Below are 16994 nucleotides of genomic sequence, written 5' to 3' on the forward strand. Positions count from 1 at the left end.
CGCTTGGGTTTTTCTATTTTCTTGATTAATTTCAAGCACTATGCCACAAATGTTATCTTTATGATAATCAGCACTTAACATTTAAATTGATATTGTTTAGTTTTGCCTGCTAATTTTGATAAATGGAAAGAAAACTTCGGTTTGGTGTATTGGGAGGCGGAAGCTGGGGAACTGCTATCGTAAAAATGCTTTCCGAGAACTTGGAAAACGTTGGATGGTACATGCGTAGTGCATCGGCAATCAGGCATTTGAAAAAGGAAGGACACAACCCCAATTACATTAGTTCGGCCGAGTTCGATGTTTCCAAACTTCAACTCAGTGACAACATTAATACGATTATTGACGCTTCCGATGTCCTGATATTTGTTATTCCGTCAGCTTTTTTGGAGAACGAACTCAAAAATATCAAGGTTTCCTTGGACGGTAAAATCGTTTTTTCTGCCATAAAGGGAATTGTACCCGAGAGTGGTTTAATCGTAGGTGAGCATTTTCATAATGTGTACCAAATACCCTTTAAAAATATAGGCGTGATCACGGGTCCATGCCATGCCGAGGAAGTAGCCATGGAACGTTTGTCCTACCTTACCATAGCTTGTGCCGATGCTGATAAAGCTGAATTATTGGCAGACACATTGAAAAGCCATTACATACGCACAAAAATTTCTGATGATATCATCGGCACGGAGTATGCTGCCATGTTAAAGAACATTTATGCCATTGCCGCTGGGATTGCCCACGGTTTAGGGTATGGCGACAATTTTCAAAGTGTGCTGATGAGCAATGCCATTAGGGAAATGAAAGGTTTTATTGATGGTGTCTATAAAATGAAGCGCAATATCAACGATTCGGCATATTTGGGCGATTTGTTGGTTACGGGATATTCTATCTTTAGCCGAAACCGGATGTTCGGGAATATGATCGGTAAAGGGTATACCGTGAAGAGTGCCATGATGGAAATGAACATGGTGGCCGAGGGCTACTACGCTACCAAAAGCGCCTATTTATCCAACGAAAAGCGAGAAAAAAAATCCAAGGCACCGATAATCAAGGCCGTTTACAATATCCTCTACCAAGAAAAAAATCCGAAGAAAGTCTTTACCAAATTAACCGAAAAGCTGGATTAAGATCAGTTGAGAAGTACCTCATCGGGTATGCTTTTGCCCCTGGGAATGGAATTGTCCTGAATATCTATACTCATTCCATCGTAAGATTTTATATGGGCTTTATTAACAATATAGGACTTGTGCACCCGTCTAAAATTATTTGGCAAAAGCTGCAATGCCCCCTTTATGCTACCATAACTTGTTATTTTCGATTTATCCTCTAGATGATAGGTCACATAATTGCCAAGGCCTTCCACGAAAAGAATAGTTTTAGTTGGTATACGATGTGTTCTGCGGTTGGACCGTATTTCTAATATCTCGCTTTCCAATCCTTTGTTCTTGTCATTTTCAATTGCCCACAATTGAAACAATTTGATGCTCAGAACAAAAAGGACAGTTGTATTGATCAAGATAATCGCCCTTACCAATGACATGGCATGAAATAACCCCGTACTTGAGTCATTTAAAAGCAGCTCTTCATAAAACAAATGAATGAAAACCCGTTGTAATATGCCTGCCAACACCAAGGTTAAAGTGTAGCCTGTAAAAAAGCCCAAAAAATTTCGCTTTAATAAATATCGGGGCAACAAAAAATAGATGGTTGTATAAACGGCCAGGATTCGAACAGGCAGTAAAATAAATTCCAAATAAAATGATGCCAAATACCCTTTATCATTTACCCAAATCAGTCCAAAAAGAATATAATAGAGCGTCCAAAAAATACCATGAGTGGCAATTCTTGAATTAAAGAGATAAAAGCTGTTGGCGGATTTCATTATGACCAATATTCAAATCATTCTATAAATTGTGTTCGTATAAAAAACGGGTTCATACGTATAAATTGTCCGATAGCTAAAAATAGGCAATCTAATTTTAAAGAAAATTTAAATCTATTGTATGAAACTTAGTAGAAGCTTGTGCTCTTTTTTTGTTCTCACCATCTTTTTATCCATTTCCACAAATGCCCAACAATTGGGAAGAAGGGCCTCTTGGGACGCCAAAATCAATAGCCCTGTAAATGGTGTGCCCGGAGCCAAAATTGTGAACATCAATGAAAATAGTCCACTTCTCAAAGCTGGCTTTCTGCCAGATGATTTACTTATAGAGATCAATGATGTTCTGCTCAGTGATGCAGAAGTTTGGAGTGATGTTTCTTATGGTCTACGGGCAAATATCGATACAAAAATCAAAGCTCTACGGGGTACTCAAATTTTTGAAACCAAGGTAAGGTTCAATCCATTGGGCAAGGAAAAGCATGAAGGAATCGACACTTTTTACGAAGAGGTTACCAGTACTTACGGAATTACACAAAGAACAATCATCACCAAACCCAAAAAATCAGGAAAACAACCTGCCGTAGTCTTGATAGGGGGTTTAAGTTGTTCCAGTATTGAAACATATAGTGGGCGCAGGGGCAATAATTGGGGACAGACCATCAAAGATTTGGTGGAAAAATCCGGCATGGTCGTCATGCGCATAGAAAAGCCAGGTGTGGGCGATAGTGAGGGTAATTGTAGCGAATCGGATTTTTTGATGGATTTGGAAGGATACCGAGCGGCCATTAAAAACCTAAAAACGAAACCGTATGTCGATACCTCAAAAATTGTGGTCTACGGATCCAGTATGGGAAGTGCCCTGGCTCCGCTTTTGGCCAATGAGTTTGAATTGGCAGGCGTTATTTCCGATGGGACCTTCTTTAAAACTTGGTACGAGCACATGCTCGAAATTGAGCGACGTATTCTCAATTTTAAGGGAAACAGTGAATCCGAAATCGTGAAACAAATGAACGATTACTATATTCCACTGTACCACGGAATGCTCATTGAAAAGAAAAGCTATCAAGAGGTCTTGGATGCCTATCCCGCTCTTGAGGCATACAACTATCATTCTCCAGAACACATGTATGGGCGACCCATGGAATACTATCAGCAACTACAGGATTTCGACCTAGCGGGCGAGTGGGAGAAAATAACGGTTCCCGTTAGAATTTTAAGGGGTACCAACGACTGGATCATGTCCGAGTTCGATAACAAAATGATTGTTGAAGTATTAAAACGCAACGGACATAAGAATCATATTCTCTACGAGTACCCAGGTTTGGACCATTGGAACACTATTCATGTAGATCCAAAGGATTCTTTTGAGGGCAAACCTGGAATATGGGACGAAGGCACCGTCAATCTTATTATAAAATGGGCACAGGAAATCGTAGGATTAAAATCCTAGGCCCGTTCCAACGAAAAATTGGAATGGGAGTCCAACTCCTCTTCCAGTTTTTCCTTAAAAGCAAGAGTTTGTGCATCATCATAGTTATATGCTTTTTTGAACTCCTCCAGTACAGGTTGCATATAATCACGAACACTTTCAATGTCAAAATAGAGTCTTCCCGTTCTTCGGATAAAGAAATCCATCGGGTTTAACGTCATCTCATGGTCAATAGAAAATTGCACCTCGGCCAAAATCATTCTTAACGAAATGTCTTCACTTTTAATTTTTGAATAGTTGTCCAAAATAGTTTCTGTCTGTTTTCCATAATTGGTGACCAAATACCAAGCATCGTATTCGGAAAAACCGTCTTCCTTGATTCTCGTGTAAATTTCTTCAATATATTTTTTGACGTGCTTAAACTTCTTAAAGTCGCTGCCGCAAAGTGGAATTTTGTCCGTTGTACATTCTGGAGTTTCAATCTCATAGTCCTCCTCCATTTTCTTGGCGATACGGTTCACAACCCTTTCCGCCATTTTACGATAGCCTGTTAGCTTACCCCCAGCAATGCTCACCAGTCCTGTATCAGAAGTGAAAATTTCGTCTTTTCTGGAAAGTTCTGATGCGGATTTTCCTTCTTCATGAATCAAGGGTCGCAGACCTGCCCATGAGGAGATGATATCCTCCATTTCCAAATTAATGTCGGGGAACATATTGTTCACGGCGGAAATCAAATAGATGGCATCCGCCAAATCAGTTTTGATATTGTCCTTATCCAAATTGAAGTTGGTATCCGTTGTACCAACATAGGTAATCTTGCCCCTTGGAATAGCGAACATCATACGTCCGTCAGGGATATCAAAATACACCGATTGTTTTACGGGGAGTTTCTTTCTTGGAAAAACCAGATGGACACCTTTGGTCAAATGCAGGCGTTTGCCTTTTTTTGAGTTGTTTACGCTTCTAAGCTCATCTACCCAAGGCCCTGCTGCACTGATTACATATTTGGATTTTATGGAAAACTTTTTTTTCGTGGTTTCATCGGTTACGGTGACCCCGGCTACTTTATCATTTTCATAGAGAAAGTCCGTCACTTTCGCATAGTTCAACGCTTGGGCACCGTGCTGAAGGCTTGTCTTTATATTTTCAATGGTCAATCTTGCGTCATCCGTTCGGTATTCTGCGTAATACCCTGCTCCGTTCAAAATCTTTTTGGGCAAAAGGGGTTCCAATTTCATAGCCTCCTTTTTTTCCAGCATCTGTCTTTTGTCATCCCCTGTTACCTGTGCAAGAATATCATAAACCTTTAGCCCGATGGATGTCAGCCATTTTCCATAGGAACCTCCTTCAATAAGGGGTAAAAGCATTTTCTCAGGAAGCACTAAATGTGGGGCCAATTTATGTACGATCGCCCTTTCGGAACCCACTTCCTTTACCAACCAAAAATCGAACTGCTTAAGATATCTAAGACCTCCATGAATCAATTTAGTGGATTTGCTGCTCGTTCCCGAAGCAAAATCATCCTTTTCCAATAAGGCCACCTTCATTCCTCTAGAAGCTGCATCCAAGGCAATTCCGCCACCGGTTATTCCGCCACCGATTACAACAAGGTCAAAATGCTCTTTGGACATTTTTTGAATGGTCGCTGTTCTATCCAGATTGGAAAATCTCATATTCTTTTTCATATATAGCAATTCGTATAAGGTAAACTTCAAAAGTACATAAAAACCAAGCTTTTAAGATAAGATTGAATTTAAGATAGGATTAAATCTGTTTGGAAAAATGATATTCCCGCTCCACCAAACAAATCCTGACCTTGTACCAGGAATACCAATTATCTATTCCTTTTTGCTGCGCAAATTGATGCTCCACATTTGCTTTCCAATTGGCGATTGCTTCCAAATTCTCCCAATAACTTACCGTTATGCCCAATCTTTCCCTGGCACTTTCAAAATCCAAAAAGCCTGGCTGTTGGCGTGCAAGTACTTCCATCCTTGATGCCATTTCCGCATATCCATCATCGCTTTCCGTATGTTTACTAGTGAAAATTACCGCGTAGTATGGTCTTTGGGATTTCATTTAATTTATATATTCTTTTTCGAGAAAATATTGAACCAGTGCTTCCTTCATTAGAACCGATTGTTCGCCTGCCTTCAAAGGGGGCAATTGTTCCTTTACTTTATAATGTGGCCATCCATCTTCATCAAAAAAATCAAAATCATAATATCCATAGGGTTCCAATAATCTGCAAATAGCAATATGCATCAGGTTGACTTTCTCGTCCTTTTTGAAACTCCTATGAAGTTTGCCCAATTCCTGTACCCCCACTAAGTAAATAATTCCGTCAATTTCTAGAGGGTCGCCGTCCGAAAACTGATCTGATAATTTATTCACTAACAAATCCCACCTTTCTTTAAGTTTATCGTCTCTGGACATCTGCTTTTTTAGAAGCTGTAAATGTACAAATCAATATTCTATATTTGTTGAAAACTACCGCATGAGCTTTTTGGATATAGTTATCGGTATACTTTTGGTCTGGGGCCTTTACAAAGGTCTTAAAAATGGGCTTTTTGTAGAGCTAGCTTCTTTGGTAGCCCTTATAGCGGGTATTTATGGAGCAATACATTTTTCTTACATTGCTGGGGATTATCTTGCGGAAAACCTAAACTGGAGCGAACGCTACTTAAAAATTGCTGCTTTTCTCATTACTTTCTTTGCCATTGTCCTATTGGTCCATTTTGCAGGTAAATTCTTGACCAAAATAGCCGATTTTGCCATGTTGGGGCTTTTGAACAAAATAGCTGGAGGTATTTTTGGAACTTTAAAGGTGGCTATCATTATAGGTGCTCTGTTGGTTTTCTTTGAAAGATTAAATTCATCGTTCAACTTTGTAAATGAAGAAACAAAGAAGGAATCCATCTTTTACGAACCTGTAAAAGAAATTGGCGCCATTGTTTTTGGACTTGTACTCCAGGATGAAAAAGAGCCTTCTAAAGAGTCCGAAAAGCAAGATGCTACATTGTACCTATAAACGGATTGTTTTTATCGGTAAAAGGAAATTACCATGGGGAAATAATCCAATAATGACGATTCAATTTTGCCACTTATCGGATTATTCTGAATCCTGTGGACATTTTATGGAATAGCTACCTGCCATACCTAGTTTAGTTTCCAGAACACAAGAAATCCCTAGAACAGATTTCTGCCTTTACATTTGAAAATGAAAAAGAGATATTACGGCTTAATCGTAATGATGTCGGCCATGGTTTTGACCATGTGTAGCAAAACCGAAACAGTTGAAGAAGGAACACTTTTAGTTGACGGATTGGGCGAGAGCGAAAAAACCGTTGTTGACGCAACTGAAATTGAAGCAGAACTTCTAGATCTGGTAAACCAACATAGAGCATCAATTGGAACCACCAAATTACAGTCCAGTCCATCCTCTTATAAATATGCAAAAGATCATAACCAATACATGATTAGTCAAAATGAACTAAGCCATGATAATTTTGAATTGAGAGCTTCAAAAATTGCAGCAGAAATAAATGCAGTCGACGTAAGTGAAAATGTGGCAAGACACTATGCTACAGCAGAAGCTGCCCTTGATGGTTGGTTGAAAAGTTCTTCACACAAAAAGTCTATTGAAGGTAACTATTCGCATACTGCTTTGAGCGTTCAGTTGGACAAAGATGGGAGGCCTTATTTCACCCAGATTTTTATGAAGGTAAACTGATGATTTAGCATTACAAACACCAAACCAAATGATTGAAGCCCGTATACTGTACGGGCTTTTTTGGTAAATTCTATGATGCCACCAAGGTTTTTTATACCTTTCCTGAAATCTTTAAAGATGGCTATAAGACCCCCTTTCAACCTTAATAAATGGGTAGAGGAAAATCGTGATTCGCTTAAACCTCCCGTAGGCAATAAGAATATTTATCAAGAGGCAGGGGACTATATTGTAATGATCGTAGCGGGTCCAAACGCACGAAAGGATTATCACTATAACGAAACCGAGGAACTCTTTTATCAATTGGAAGGGAACATAGAGGTGCACATTCAAGAAAATGGGCAAAAAAAGACTATGAAACTTGGTCCCGGTGATATGTACCTGCATCCCGCTAAAGTCCCACACTCCCCTGTACGTCATAAAGACTCTATCGGACTTGTGGTAGAAAGAAAAAGAGCTGATATGAATGTAGATGATGGGCTTTTATGGTTCTGCGATAGTTGCAACAATAAACTTTACGAAGCTTATTTTACATTACATGACATTGAAAAGGATTTTCTAAGCCATTTTGAACATTTTTATAGCTCTGAGGAGTTGCGGACCTGCAATAATTGTGGAACCGTTATGCCTGTTGATGAACGATATATAGCAAAAGATTGATTATGCTCTTGATAGCCAAATTTTTTATTGCATTGGTGGCACTACTCCACCTTTACTTTTTGTGGTTGGAAATGTTCGCTTGGACAACTAAGGCGAAAAAAGTTTTTCGAAAATTTCCTCCTGATTTGTTTGAACCAACAAAGTCCATGGCTGCAAACCAAGGTTTATATAATGGATTCTTGGCAGCTGGTCTGTTATGGTCCCTACTAATAGATAATCCACTTTGGCAAGTATATGTAGCTTTATTTTTTCTGGGTTGTGTAACGGTTGCAGGAATTTATGGCGGATATTCTGTTTCAAAAAAAATCTTTACGGTACAGGCAACTCCTGCAATTTTAGGAATCATATTTCTTTTGCTTCATCATTTCCTTTAAAAAATCATCGTTATCTAACTCAGGATTATTCGTAGTTTTGAAAAATATAACAATAGACACTTAAAAAGTTATAAATGTCAAAAATTGCAACAACTTTTGGAATAGATGAAGCCCTAGAAAAACTAGGTTTAACCAAAATAAATGAAGGTACATCCACAGGCACAAAGAATTTTGGTGCAGGAGATTCCATATCCTCTTATTCTCCTGTTGATGGAGTACTTATCGGAAAAGTGAAAACCACTACCAAAGAAGATTATGAAAAGGTAATGACTGCAGCGACTTCTGCTTTCAAGGAGTGGCGCTTGAAACCTGCTCCCCAACGTGGTGAAATAGTGAGACAGTTTGGTGAAAAACTTCGGGAACTCAAGGAACCTCTTGGAAAATTGGTTTCCTATGAAATGGGGAAATCCTATCAAGAAGGTCTGGGAGAAGTTCAGGAAATGATAGATATCTGTGATTTCGCTGTCGGACTTTCCAGACAGTTGCACGGATTGACCATGCATTCTGAAAGACCTGGACATCGAATGTACGAGCAGTACCATCCTTTGGGTGTAGTAGGAATTATTTCCGCTTTCAATTTTCCCGTGGCCGTGTGGGCCTGGAACACGGCACTGGCTTGGGTTTGTGGTGATGTTTGTGTTTGGAAACCTTCAGAAAAAACTCCTTTGTGCGGTGTTGCCTGCCAAAATATAATAGCACAAGTCCTAAAAGAAAATAATCTTCCTGAAGGCATCTCTTGTTTGATCAATGGGGATTATAAAGTTGGTGAGCTAATGACCAATGACAACAGAATTCCATTAGTATCGGCAACGGGTTCCATTCGTATGGGAAAAATCGTGGCACAGGCAGTTGCAGCAAGATTGGGAAAATCCTTGTTAGAACTGGGCGGTAACAATGCTATCATAGTTACGCCCGATGCCGATATCAAAATGACAGTAATAGGTGCTGTCTTTGGTGCTGTCGGAACTGCAGGACAACGTTGCACCTCAACTCGGCGATTAATTATACACGAATCAATCTATGACCAAGTAAAAGATTCCATAACAGATGCTTATAAGCAACTAAGAATTGGTAATCCTTTGGACGAAAACAATCATGTAGGGCCTTTAATCGATGTTGATGCAGTTAAAATGTATAAGACAGCTTTGGAAAATGCAAAAGCTGAGGGCGGAAGTATTTTAATTGAAGGGGGTGTCTTAGATGGTAATGGTTATAAAAGTGGATGCTATGTAAAACCTGCTATTGTTGAAGCTGACAATTCATTTAAAATAGTTCAAGAGGAAACCTTTGCACCAATTTTATATCTGTTAAAATATTCAGGTGGCGTAGAAAATGCCATTGCACAGCAAAATGGTGTTGTTCAAGGGCTTTCCTCGGCAATTATGACGAATAGTTTACGTGAAGCCGAACATTTTTTATCGGCCAAAGGAAGTGATTGCGGTATTGCGAATGTAAACATTGGTACCTCTGGCGCTGAAATAGGAGGAGCATTTGGTGGTGAAAAAGAAACAGGTGGGGGACGTGAGAGTGGCTCGGACGCATGGAAAATCTACATGAGACGGCAGACAAATACGATTAATTATACCACAGAGTTACCTTTGGCACAAGGCATAAAATTTGATTTATAAAAAAAGAAAAGACCGCTATCCTCGATGAACCCAGAATAAGCAGCCTTTGAACCTAACTAACTAACTCAAACTTAAATTGAACCCTATTTCAATGCCGGATCTTTGTCGGGAGAAATAGGGTTTTATATTTAATGTTTGAAGCAAATTTCAACATATTTCCACTAGGATTTTTAAGCTATATTATGATTTGCCTTAAAAAGTGTATGATTGGTCTTTTTTCATACAATTTTGGATTTCAAAAAATTGTTTCAATTCAATTTTCATCTTCTTAAGAATCTCATATTCATGTTATTAAATTCATTAATTTTAGCATTAATAGAATTATGAATATTTATTTTGTTATGATTTTGTGTAACGATCAAGATAATTTGACCATTCTCGATTCGGTACTTGCTCAATCCTTTTTCCAAAAGCAGGAGCAAGTTGTAATAAATTAATAATCAGCCAATAAACCTAAATAGATGGATTTTGAAAATATAAATATTTCCTATTTGGTCATTGCAGGATTGGCAAGTATTATTTCTGGTGTTTTAGGATATCTTATTGGAAAAAGTAAGGAAATACCAATTGTAGACAATTCTGCTTATTTAAATATTTTGGAAATTGAAAATGCCAAACTCAGGGCAGATTTGGAAATATGTACCAAAAGACTGTCCTCCTCTAGTAAATTTCAAGATCAAGTTTCGGTCACTTCATCAACAATCAATACTTCCCTTGCCAAAAGACAGTTTGATTCGGAATCTGCTAAAATCGCATTAGGAAAAAAAATCAAAATGGACGACCTGAAAATAGTTGAGGGTATAGGCCCAAAAATTGAAGGTCTGTTTCATAAATTCAATATTAAAACATGGGAAGCGCTATCCGAAACTACCACCGATAAATGCCAAGAAGTTTTAAATTCCGGTGGGGATCGTTATCGAATCCATGACCCAGCCTCATGGCCCATGCAAGCGAAAATGGCTTTCGAAGGACTTTGGAAAGAGCTGGCCGAATGGCAAGACAAGCACAAATCCGGTAAGTTTTAACGACTGAAATGGAATAACTACTAAATCATTCCGTTCGCCTCTACCCATTTAAATTTATATTGGTCTTGCCCAAATTGCATCCGTTCCGAAATTCGTTGTAGCCTTTCTGGAAGCTTCATTAGGTAGTCCCTAGCTTTTTCTGCCTGTTCTGAAAGTCCCCGAACATTGCCTATTTCCCAATAATCATTCAATTTCTTCAAAATCTCAATGTAGTCCTGTGCTGTATAGACTCCTAAACGTTGTGCACAGTTCGAAAAAAGTTCAAAAGCAGTACCGATACTATCTCCGGATTCACGAAGAAAATGTGCGGGCATCACAATTTTTTTCTTCATCATGTCGGCAAAAGCCTGAACCATTCCATTTGGATCCTGTCCCAATATGGTTTTTACAAATTCGCGATATGCCAAATGGTGGCGCATTTCATCTCCGGCTATAATTGTACACATTTTACCAAGCAGGACATTTCCTTTTTGTTTGGCCATTTTACCTACTCGCTTGTGCGAGATATTGGTTGCCAATTCTTGAAAAGTGGTATATACAAAATTTTTATAGGGGTCTCTGTCGGTTCCTATATCGAAGCCATCGGAAATTAAATGTTGCGTGGTAATTTCAACTTCCCTCATATTTACCCTACCGGATAGATATAAGTATTTATTGAGCACATCGCCATGCCTGTTTTCCTCTGCCGTCCATGCCCTCACCCATTTGCTCCATCCATTCTCTTTTCCGCTATGTTGATCTATTCCCTCAACATCCATCAACCAAGATTCGTATGTTGGCAAAGCCTCCTCGGTTATGGTGTCAGCTACAAGGGTGACCCAGAAATCATAGCCCAATTCCTTGGCTTCTTCTCGTATTTGTTCTGTTTCATTGAAGAAATTATCACTTTGAGAATCTGGCAGAAAATCACTTGGCTGCCATATTTCTTCTATAGGTACAAGATATGAATCCATAAAACCTTTTACTTTTGGTTCAATGGCCTGCATTACTTCCAAACGGATATTTTTTAACGACATAACATCTCTTTTTAGTAAAGGTCTTTATTAAAATCCAATAAAACTTGGTATTGTCCTAGTTTCTGCCTTTTTCTTTTGGGTAAAGTATATGAACGGGGTCGCTTTGCCAAAATTCTTTGGTTTCAACATCCATGATGGTTAAAGCCCCCATAAAAGCAGCACCTGTATCAAGGTTCCAGACATTGGCAGCATTTTGGGGCGATACAACTCTATATTTAGAGATTGGGGTGTGTCCAATGAAGATTTCTTTATAATGGGTCAATCTTTTTGGAAAATTCCTATCACCTATTTTTAAATTTGGATCCAATGCTTTCACCAATTCCCATAACGTACGGTCCCAATAGAACGATTGTTGAAAATATTCAAACTCCACTCCTTTTAAATTAGTGTAACCGGCATGGAGATAGAGTCTGTTTTCAGAATCTAAATGATAATTTTTTAAATCTGAATAAAACTGAAGATGCAGTTCCCATACTTCTTTTTCCGCTCCCAAATAAGAATCTTTGGTCGCTTTACCTCCATGTGCCAACCATTGTGGGTTTTCTTCACTGGTGGTTAACCAATCTCTACAAAGTTCATCATGGTTTCCACGAATAAACGTACAATTGAACTTTCTTTTTAAAGCAATGAGAAAATCAATGGTCTCAACTGCAGTGCTCCACCCATCCACATAATCCCCCAAAAATATAAGATGGTCATTTGAATTTACCTTCGCCTTGATGATAAGCTGTTCCAGAGCTCTTATTCCTGAATGAATATCTCCTATGACCAATGTTCGCATATATCAATTTTTCCGCAATTATACACAACTAATCAAAGACAATCCCTAAACTTTTAAAAAGTTTAATATGAAACTCTTCTCCAAAACAATTTATATAACAAGTATATTTTTATTAACAGCGTATTTCATCGATTTTTGTAAGAGGCTTTAACAATATTTTAAGTTTTTCACTATATTGGAAAGCTAAATTTTTTTAAACCTCGACTATATGAAAAAAGTACTACTCAACAGAGTTGCATTCCTTCTATGCAGCTTTTTATTTTTAAGTGTTTCAAACTTAAATGCTCAAAATTTAAAAAAAACTCATGATGATGCACCACAAAAGGGGCATAACCTTTATAAACAGTCTAAACTTTATGATAGTAAAAAAGGACCAACAGGGGTAAAACCAAAAGCAGTGGGAGACCGTGCCATGGATCGTTTATCCTATGAATTTAGACAAGTACAGGATCCTTTTACAAAAACAATACCAGACAACATTCGTTTAAAAGAGGTTGAGTTTTCAGGTAAAATTGACTCCACGGACGTACAATCACAGATGTCAAAATCGTATGGGGCAGAAGCTTCTAAAAAGAGATATTTCTATTGGCGCAACCGAGGGCCTGCCAACGTTGGCGGAAGAACAAGGGCACTTGCTTTAGACAGAAGAAATGAAAATACCATTTTAGCTGGAGGCGTTTCAGGTGGACTTTGGCGATCCACAAACGCTGGCGACAGTTGGAGACGCGTTACCCGTAAATGGCAGTCCCCCAGTATTACCTCAATCGTGCAAGATCCAAGAAAATTTCGTGGAAATGTATGGTACTACGCATCTGGTGAGCGTTTTGGGAATTCTGCTAGTGCGCCTGGGGCATTCTACCAAGGAGTAGGAATCTTTAAGTCCTTCAACAACGGGAGAAGTTGGATACGTATGCGGGACAATATATCTGACAACGATGTGACCACGCTCTCTTCATTTGATATCATAAACAGCTTGGCCATACACCCTTCAAATGGGGATCTTTATGCAGCAACATTTGATGGACTGTTCCGCTCCAAAAACGGAGCAAGATCATTTGAAGAAGTATTGCCCAGTGGATTTGATAGTCAAACCGAAATAATTATAACGCCTAAGGGAACCCTTTATGCAACGGTGGATATTTTTGGAGGTGAGAATGCCGGGTTCTATACTTCCCAAGATGGTGATACTTGGACAAACATAACCCCGGAAGGATTATTTCCATCCTTTGGAAGGACTGTAATGGCCTATGACCCTTCGGATGAAAACAGGATTTTCTTTTTCTCATATGATTTGAGCAATGCGGGGGAAGCATTTCTTTGGAAATATCAAGCAGATGCCGAAACTCCTGAAGAGCAATGGGTAGATTTGACAGCGAACCTTCCTATTAGCATTGGTGGTGTGGCTGGAAATTTAAACCTTCAGGGAGCCTATAATATGATTATAAAAGTGCATCCTACCAATCCAGATTTAGTTTTCTTGGGCGGTACCAATTTATATAGGTCTACAACAGGTTTTACAACACCTACTGGATTTGAAAGTTGGATCGGAGGGTACACTATTTTTGCAGATAGTTTTGCACTATACCCCAACCATCATCCTGATCAGCATAATTTAGTCTTTTTACCCTCTAACCCAGATAAAGCTATTACAGCAAATGATGGTGGTGTACAGGTTACCGAAGATATTACCATTGATACGGAGCCCGTAAGCTGGACATCCTTGAACAATGGCTATATAACCACACAGCCTTATGCAATTTCAATAGACCCAGAAGGTAACAGTCAAGACGTTGTAGCTGGTTTTCAAGATAATGGTACTTGGTTTACCAACTCTACCAATGGAAATGATCCATGGGAAAGTGATTTTGGTGGCGATGGATCATATAATGCAATTGCTGATGGAGGACTTACGCGATATGTCTCATCCCAATTTGGAAATGTCTATCGCTTCAATTTCAACGAAGCCGAAGAATTCATATCCTTTACAAGAGTACAACCCGCAGGTGCCAGCGGATTTGATTTTGTAGCTCCGTTTTTATTGGACCCAATCAATGATAACATTATGTATATGCCTGCAGGAGATCGTATGTGGCGCAACAACAATTTGGATGAGATTCCATTGTTCTCCAATGCACAGGCGACAGTAAATTGGGTAGAACAAACACAAACAGCAACGCCCGACGGTTCTTTGATTACAGGATTGGACGTATCCAAATTTCCTGTGGCAAATCGACTTTACTATGGAACATCGAGCGGAATGATTTTTAAGGTTGAAAACGCAAATCTTGATGATCAAGCTGTTGTTGATATCTCAAGTGGAAAAGGGCTTCCCGCCGGGAATATCAATCAAATGTATGTAGATCCCACCAATTCCGATAAAGTATTCGCAGTATTTTCCAACTATAATATTCAAAGTATTTTTATGAGCAAAAATGCTGGTGAAACTTGGGAAAGCATCAGCGGTAACCTAGAAGAGAATAGTGATGGAACAGGAAATGGGCCTTCGGTAAGATGGTTTGCCATAGGGGGCAACAACAGTCTTTACTATGCAGGTACGAGTACTGGGCTTTATGTTTCCTTTTGGCTGAACGGAGAACGTACCCGATGGTTTAAAGAACCTTTTGTAGTAGGCAATGTTGTAGTACCACAAGTAAGAACAAGAGAAGATGGTTTTGTGGCTGTGGCGGCACACGGCAACGGAATTTATAATGCTCAGTTCTTTGCGTTCCCATCACCTGAAGCCACGTTGAGCACCGCTTATCTATTGCCAGATTTGGTGTTGCCCTTAAATAGCCCAGATAAAGAAATAGATGTAAAAGACCTGTTCGTAAGTTCAAGAGGAAGATCTATTTCCATTGAACTGACAAATTCAAATCCGGATTTGGTTACCGCAGAATTGAACGGAGATGTAATTTCACTATCATTTGCTCCAGATTCAGAAGGCTCTGCAGCAATAGGACTTATTGCAACATCAGGAAAAGAACAAGTTGCAGAAGGATTTACGGTTACACTTACCGAATTCCCGATCTACGAACAAAACGAAGCCTTTACAAGTAGTAGCCCTTCACAATTGATTCCTGATTTTGGAGGTGCGCTGTTACAATCTGCAGACGATTTTATAGTGCCTAACGGAAGTCAATGGACTATAAACAATATTGTTGCTTCTGGAGGAGCAAACAACAATCCATTACTAACAACTGCAACCGTTGTTATTTATGAGAACAACAACGGGCTACCAGGCGCAACTGTTTACGATAGTGGTGCTTTAGCGCTTTCCTCGGCACCCACCAATACCAATCTTAGCATAGATCTTCCAGAACCTGTTCAACTGGAATCAGGTACATACTGGCTCTCCGTGTATGCTAACTTGGATTTTTCGCCGAACGCAACACAATGGTTCTGGTTGACACAAGCGGGACTGATCGGAAACGAATCTCTTTTTAGGGATACTGCAGACTTATTTGGAACCGGTGCTATTGATTGGACCAATAAGTCACAAGTTTTTGGTGGATTGCAGGAAGATCAAATATTTCAAATATTTGGTACTGCTGACAATGGTTCCGAAGGGGATACTGCAATGGAGATAGCTCCCTCAGGCGTTGCCGGAGAACAAACTTCCCAAAATTTGGCTAATGTTGAAACCAATGTAGTTACAGCTGTTTGGCCAAATCCGTCAACTGAGGAGTTTTATTTTGCGTTAAAGAATAATGACGATTCTAAAGTAAGTACTCAAATTTTTAACATGGTCGGTCAAATGGTCTATGAGAAAACCAATCAAGATAGCTCAAAACCATTTGTATGGAATGCATCCAATAGTCCAGCTGGCATTTACTTTGTGAAAATAACCGGTGCAAACACGAATGAGAATTTTAAGATTATAAAAAAGTAGATAGCTTTACTAAATACATTAAAGATGTCCAAAAAACATTTTAGCCTTTCTGGTTAGTTTTTTGGACATCTCTTTTTAACATCCATACTGCTAAAATTTTTCGTACATATCTAAAGCTAAAGTATTTATGAAAACACTATTTATATTATTATTGTTTATAGTGAGCAATGCTTGCGATACATCTGGAGAGTTTGCCTCAGTAGAAAATTCTGAAAAAGAAGAAGCAATAACGCAACAACAAATGATTGGTCCCGATGAAATCCTTTTTAAAATTAAAATTGTAGACACTCTAGGTTCTGACAAACAAATATGCGGAACACAAAAAGATAATGTTTTTGCAGTGGAAGTTGTAGAGGTAGTTGTATCTGGAAGCAGTTTAAGTAAAAAGCTTCCAAAAAATCATCAAATGGATGTTACTTTTCTTTTTGAGCCCAATCTTTTATCCAATGGCAAAATTCTTGAGGCGAAAGCCAAGGAAACACTTTGTCAAAATACATCGATGACCTATTTTACAGTGATTGAGCATAAAATTTTGGAATAGCAGTTTTTTTCTCCTTACATTGGTTATACCTAATTTTTAATA

Annotated in this window: 16 protein-coding genes; 10 read left to right on the forward strand and 6 right to left on the reverse strand. The window is 38.8% G+C overall.

Going from position 1 to position 16994, the window contains the following annotated elements:
• Nucleotides 1-122: 122 nt before the first annotated feature.
• Complete coding sequence (locus HME9304_RS06370; protein WP_112377788.1) at nt 123-1124, forward strand: NAD(P)H-dependent glycerol-3-phosphate dehydrogenase; 1002 nt, start codon at nt 123-125, stop codon at nt 1122-1124.
• Nucleotides 1125-1126: 2 nt separating this feature from the next.
• Here the strand turns inward: HME9304_RS06370 and HME9304_RS06375 are convergent, their stop codons facing one another.
• Nucleotides 1127-1879, reverse strand: coding sequence for a LytR/AlgR family response regulator transcription factor (locus HME9304_RS06375; RefSeq protein ID WP_112377789.1), 753 nt, complete (start codon nt 1877-1879; stop codon nt 1127-1129).
• A gap of 121 nt (nt 1880-2000) precedes the next feature.
• Between HME9304_RS06375 and HME9304_RS06380 the strand changes: the two genes are divergently transcribed.
• The gene (locus HME9304_RS06380) at nt 2001-3329 is read left to right on the forward strand and encodes a serine aminopeptidase domain-containing protein (RefSeq protein ID WP_112377790.1); all 1329 of its coding nucleotides are present in this window, start codon (nt 2001-2003) and stop codon (nt 3327-3329) included.
• Here the strand turns inward: HME9304_RS06380 and HME9304_RS06385 are convergent.
• The 3 genes from HME9304_RS06385 to HME9304_RS06395 all read right to left on the reverse strand — a co-directional run bounded on the left by HME9304_RS06385 (nt 3326) and on the right by HME9304_RS06395 (nt 5744).
• Nucleotides 3326-4993, reverse strand: coding sequence for a glycerol-3-phosphate dehydrogenase/oxidase (locus HME9304_RS06385; protein ID WP_112377791.1), 1668 nt, complete (start codon nt 4991-4993; stop codon nt 3326-3328). The genes HME9304_RS06380 and HME9304_RS06385 overlap by 4 nt on opposite strands.
• A gap of 79 nt (nt 4994-5072) precedes the next feature.
• Entirely contained in the window at nt 5073-5387 is a 315-nt protein-coding gene (locus tag HME9304_RS06390; RefSeq protein ID WP_112377792.1) for an antibiotic biosynthesis monooxygenase family protein, read from the reverse strand.
• Nucleotides 5388-5744, reverse strand: coding sequence for a hypothetical protein (locus tag HME9304_RS06395; protein ID WP_112377793.1), 357 nt, complete (start codon nt 5742-5744; stop codon nt 5388-5390). It lies immediately after the preceding gene.
• Between the two features lie 61 nt (nt 5745-5805).
• Here HME9304_RS06395 and HME9304_RS06400 point away from each other — a divergent pair, with 61 nt between their 5' ends.
• The 6 genes from HME9304_RS06400 (at nt 5806) to HME9304_RS06425 (ending at nt 10725) form a co-directional block, all read left to right on the forward strand.
• The gene (locus tag HME9304_RS06400) at nt 5806-6339 is read left to right on the forward strand and encodes a CvpA family protein (RefSeq protein ID WP_112377794.1); all 534 of its coding nucleotides are present in this window, start codon (nt 5806-5808) and stop codon (nt 6337-6339) included.
• Between the two features lie 189 nt (nt 6340-6528).
• Nucleotides 6529-7041 carry a CAP domain-containing protein gene (locus HME9304_RS06405; RefSeq protein ID WP_112377795.1) on the forward strand — a complete coding sequence of 171 codons (513 nt, stop codon included), beginning with the start codon at nt 6529-6531 and terminating at the stop codon, nt 7039-7041.
• A 117-nt stretch (nt 7042-7158) separates the two neighbouring features.
• A complete protein-coding gene (locus HME9304_RS06410) occupies nt 7159-7698 on the forward strand; it encodes a 3-hydroxyanthranilate 3,4-dioxygenase (RefSeq protein ID WP_112379748.1) in 540 nt (179 codons plus the stop codon).
• A gap of 2 nt (nt 7699-7700) precedes the next feature.
• Nucleotides 7701-8072, forward strand: a complete 372-nt coding sequence (locus HME9304_RS06415; RefSeq protein WP_112377796.1) for a DUF1304 domain-containing protein — start codon at nt 7701-7703, stop codon at nt 8070-8072.
• A gap of 74 nt (nt 8073-8146) precedes the next feature.
• The gene (gene amaB, locus HME9304_RS06420; RefSeq protein ID WP_112377797.1) at nt 8147-9700 is read left to right on the forward strand and encodes an L-piperidine-6-carboxylate dehydrogenase; all 1554 of its coding nucleotides are present in this window, start codon (nt 8147-8149) and stop codon (nt 9698-9700) included.
• A 461-nt stretch (nt 9701-10161) separates the two neighbouring features.
• Complete coding sequence (locus HME9304_RS06425; RefSeq protein WP_112377798.1) at nt 10162-10725, forward strand: hypothetical protein; 564 nt, start codon at nt 10162-10164, stop codon at nt 10723-10725.
• Between the two features lie 20 nt (nt 10726-10745).
• On the opposite strand, the gene HME9304_RS06430 is transcribed toward HME9304_RS06425, so the two are convergent.
• Both HME9304_RS06430 and HME9304_RS06435 read right to left on the reverse strand, forming a co-directional pair.
• On the reverse strand, nt 10746-11741 hold the full coding sequence (locus HME9304_RS06430) for an acyl-ACP desaturase (protein ID WP_112377799.1): 996 nt from the start codon (nt 11739-11741) through the stop codon (nt 10746-10748).
• A 55-nt stretch (nt 11742-11796) separates the two neighbouring features.
• The gene (locus tag HME9304_RS06435) at nt 11797-12522 is read right to left on the reverse strand and encodes a metallophosphoesterase family protein (protein WP_112377800.1); all 726 of its coding nucleotides are present in this window, start codon (nt 12520-12522) and stop codon (nt 11797-11799) included.
• 208 nt (nt 12523-12730) lie between these two features.
• On the opposite strand from HME9304_RS06435, the gene HME9304_RS06440 reads away from it, so the two are divergent.
• The gene (locus HME9304_RS06440) at nt 12731-16411 is read left to right on the forward strand and encodes a T9SS type A sorting domain-containing protein (protein ID WP_112377801.1); all 3681 of its coding nucleotides are present in this window, start codon (nt 12731-12733) and stop codon (nt 16409-16411) included.
• A gap of 127 nt (nt 16412-16538) precedes the next feature.
• A complete protein-coding gene (locus HME9304_RS06445) occupies nt 16539-16952 on the forward strand; it encodes a hypothetical protein (protein ID WP_112377802.1) in 414 nt (137 codons plus the stop codon).
• Nucleotides 16953-16994: the final 42 nt, after the last annotated feature.

Origin of the sequence: Flagellimonas maritima (genome assembly GCF_003269425.1) — a bacterium.
GTDB lineage: Bacteria > Bacteroidota > Bacteroidia > Flavobacteriales > Flavobacteriaceae > Flagellimonas > Flagellimonas maritima.

What these genes read in the sequence shown, in the direction of transcription:
- HME9304_RS06375 (WP_112377789.1), bottom strand. Translation starts at nt 1,879, where the DNA reads ATGAAATCCGCCAACAGCTTTTATCTCTTTAATTCAAGAATTGCCACT.
- HME9304_RS06410 (WP_112379748.1), top strand. Translation starts at nt 7,159, where the DNA reads ATGGCTATAAGACCCCCTTTCAACCTTAATAAATGGGTAGAGGAAAAT.
- HME9304_RS06445 (WP_112377802.1), top strand. Translation starts at nt 16,539, where the DNA reads ATGAAAACACTATTTATATTATTATTGTTTATAGTGAGCAATGCTTGC.
- HME9304_RS06405 (WP_112377795.1), top strand. Translation starts at nt 6,529, where the DNA reads ATGAAAAAGAGATATTACGGCTTAATCGTAATGATGTCGGCCATGGTT.
- HME9304_RS06370 (WP_112377788.1), top strand. Translation starts at nt 123, where the DNA reads ATGGAAAGAAAACTTCGGTTTGGTGTATTGGGAGGCGGAAGCTGGGGA.
- HME9304_RS06395 (WP_112377793.1), bottom strand. Translation starts at nt 5,744, where the DNA reads ATGTCCAGAGACGATAAACTTAAAGAAAGGTGGGATTTGTTAGTGAAT.
- HME9304_RS06440 (WP_112377801.1), top strand. Translation starts at nt 12,731, where the DNA reads ATGAAAAAAGTACTACTCAACAGAGTTGCATTCCTTCTATGCAGCTTT.
- HME9304_RS06425 (WP_112377798.1), top strand. Translation starts at nt 10,162, where the DNA reads ATGGATTTTGAAAATATAAATATTTCCTATTTGGTCATTGCAGGATTG.
- HME9304_RS06390 (WP_112377792.1), bottom strand. Translation starts at nt 5,387, where the DNA reads ATGAAATCCCAAAGACCATACTACGCGGTAATTTTCACTAGTAAACAT.
- HME9304_RS06435 (WP_112377800.1), bottom strand. Translation starts at nt 12,522, where the DNA reads ATGCGAACATTGGTCATAGGAGATATTCATTCAGGAATAAGAGCTCTG.
- HME9304_RS06385 (WP_112377791.1), bottom strand. Translation starts at nt 4,993, where the DNA reads ATGAAAAAGAATATGAGATTTTCCAATCTGGATAGAACAGCGACCATT.
- HME9304_RS06430 (WP_112377799.1), bottom strand. Translation starts at nt 11,741, where the DNA reads ATGTCGTTAAAAAATATCCGTTTGGAAGTAATGCAGGCCATTGAACCA.
- HME9304_RS06415 (WP_112377796.1), top strand. Translation starts at nt 7,701, where the DNA reads ATGCTCTTGATAGCCAAATTTTTTATTGCATTGGTGGCACTACTCCAC.
- HME9304_RS06400 (WP_112377794.1), top strand. Translation starts at nt 5,806, where the DNA reads ATGAGCTTTTTGGATATAGTTATCGGTATACTTTTGGTCTGGGGCCTT.
- amaB (WP_112377797.1), top strand. Translation starts at nt 8,147, where the DNA reads ATGTCAAAAATTGCAACAACTTTTGGAATAGATGAAGCCCTAGAAAAA.
- HME9304_RS06380 (WP_112377790.1), top strand. Translation starts at nt 2,001, where the DNA reads ATGAAACTTAGTAGAAGCTTGTGCTCTTTTTTTGTTCTCACCATCTTT.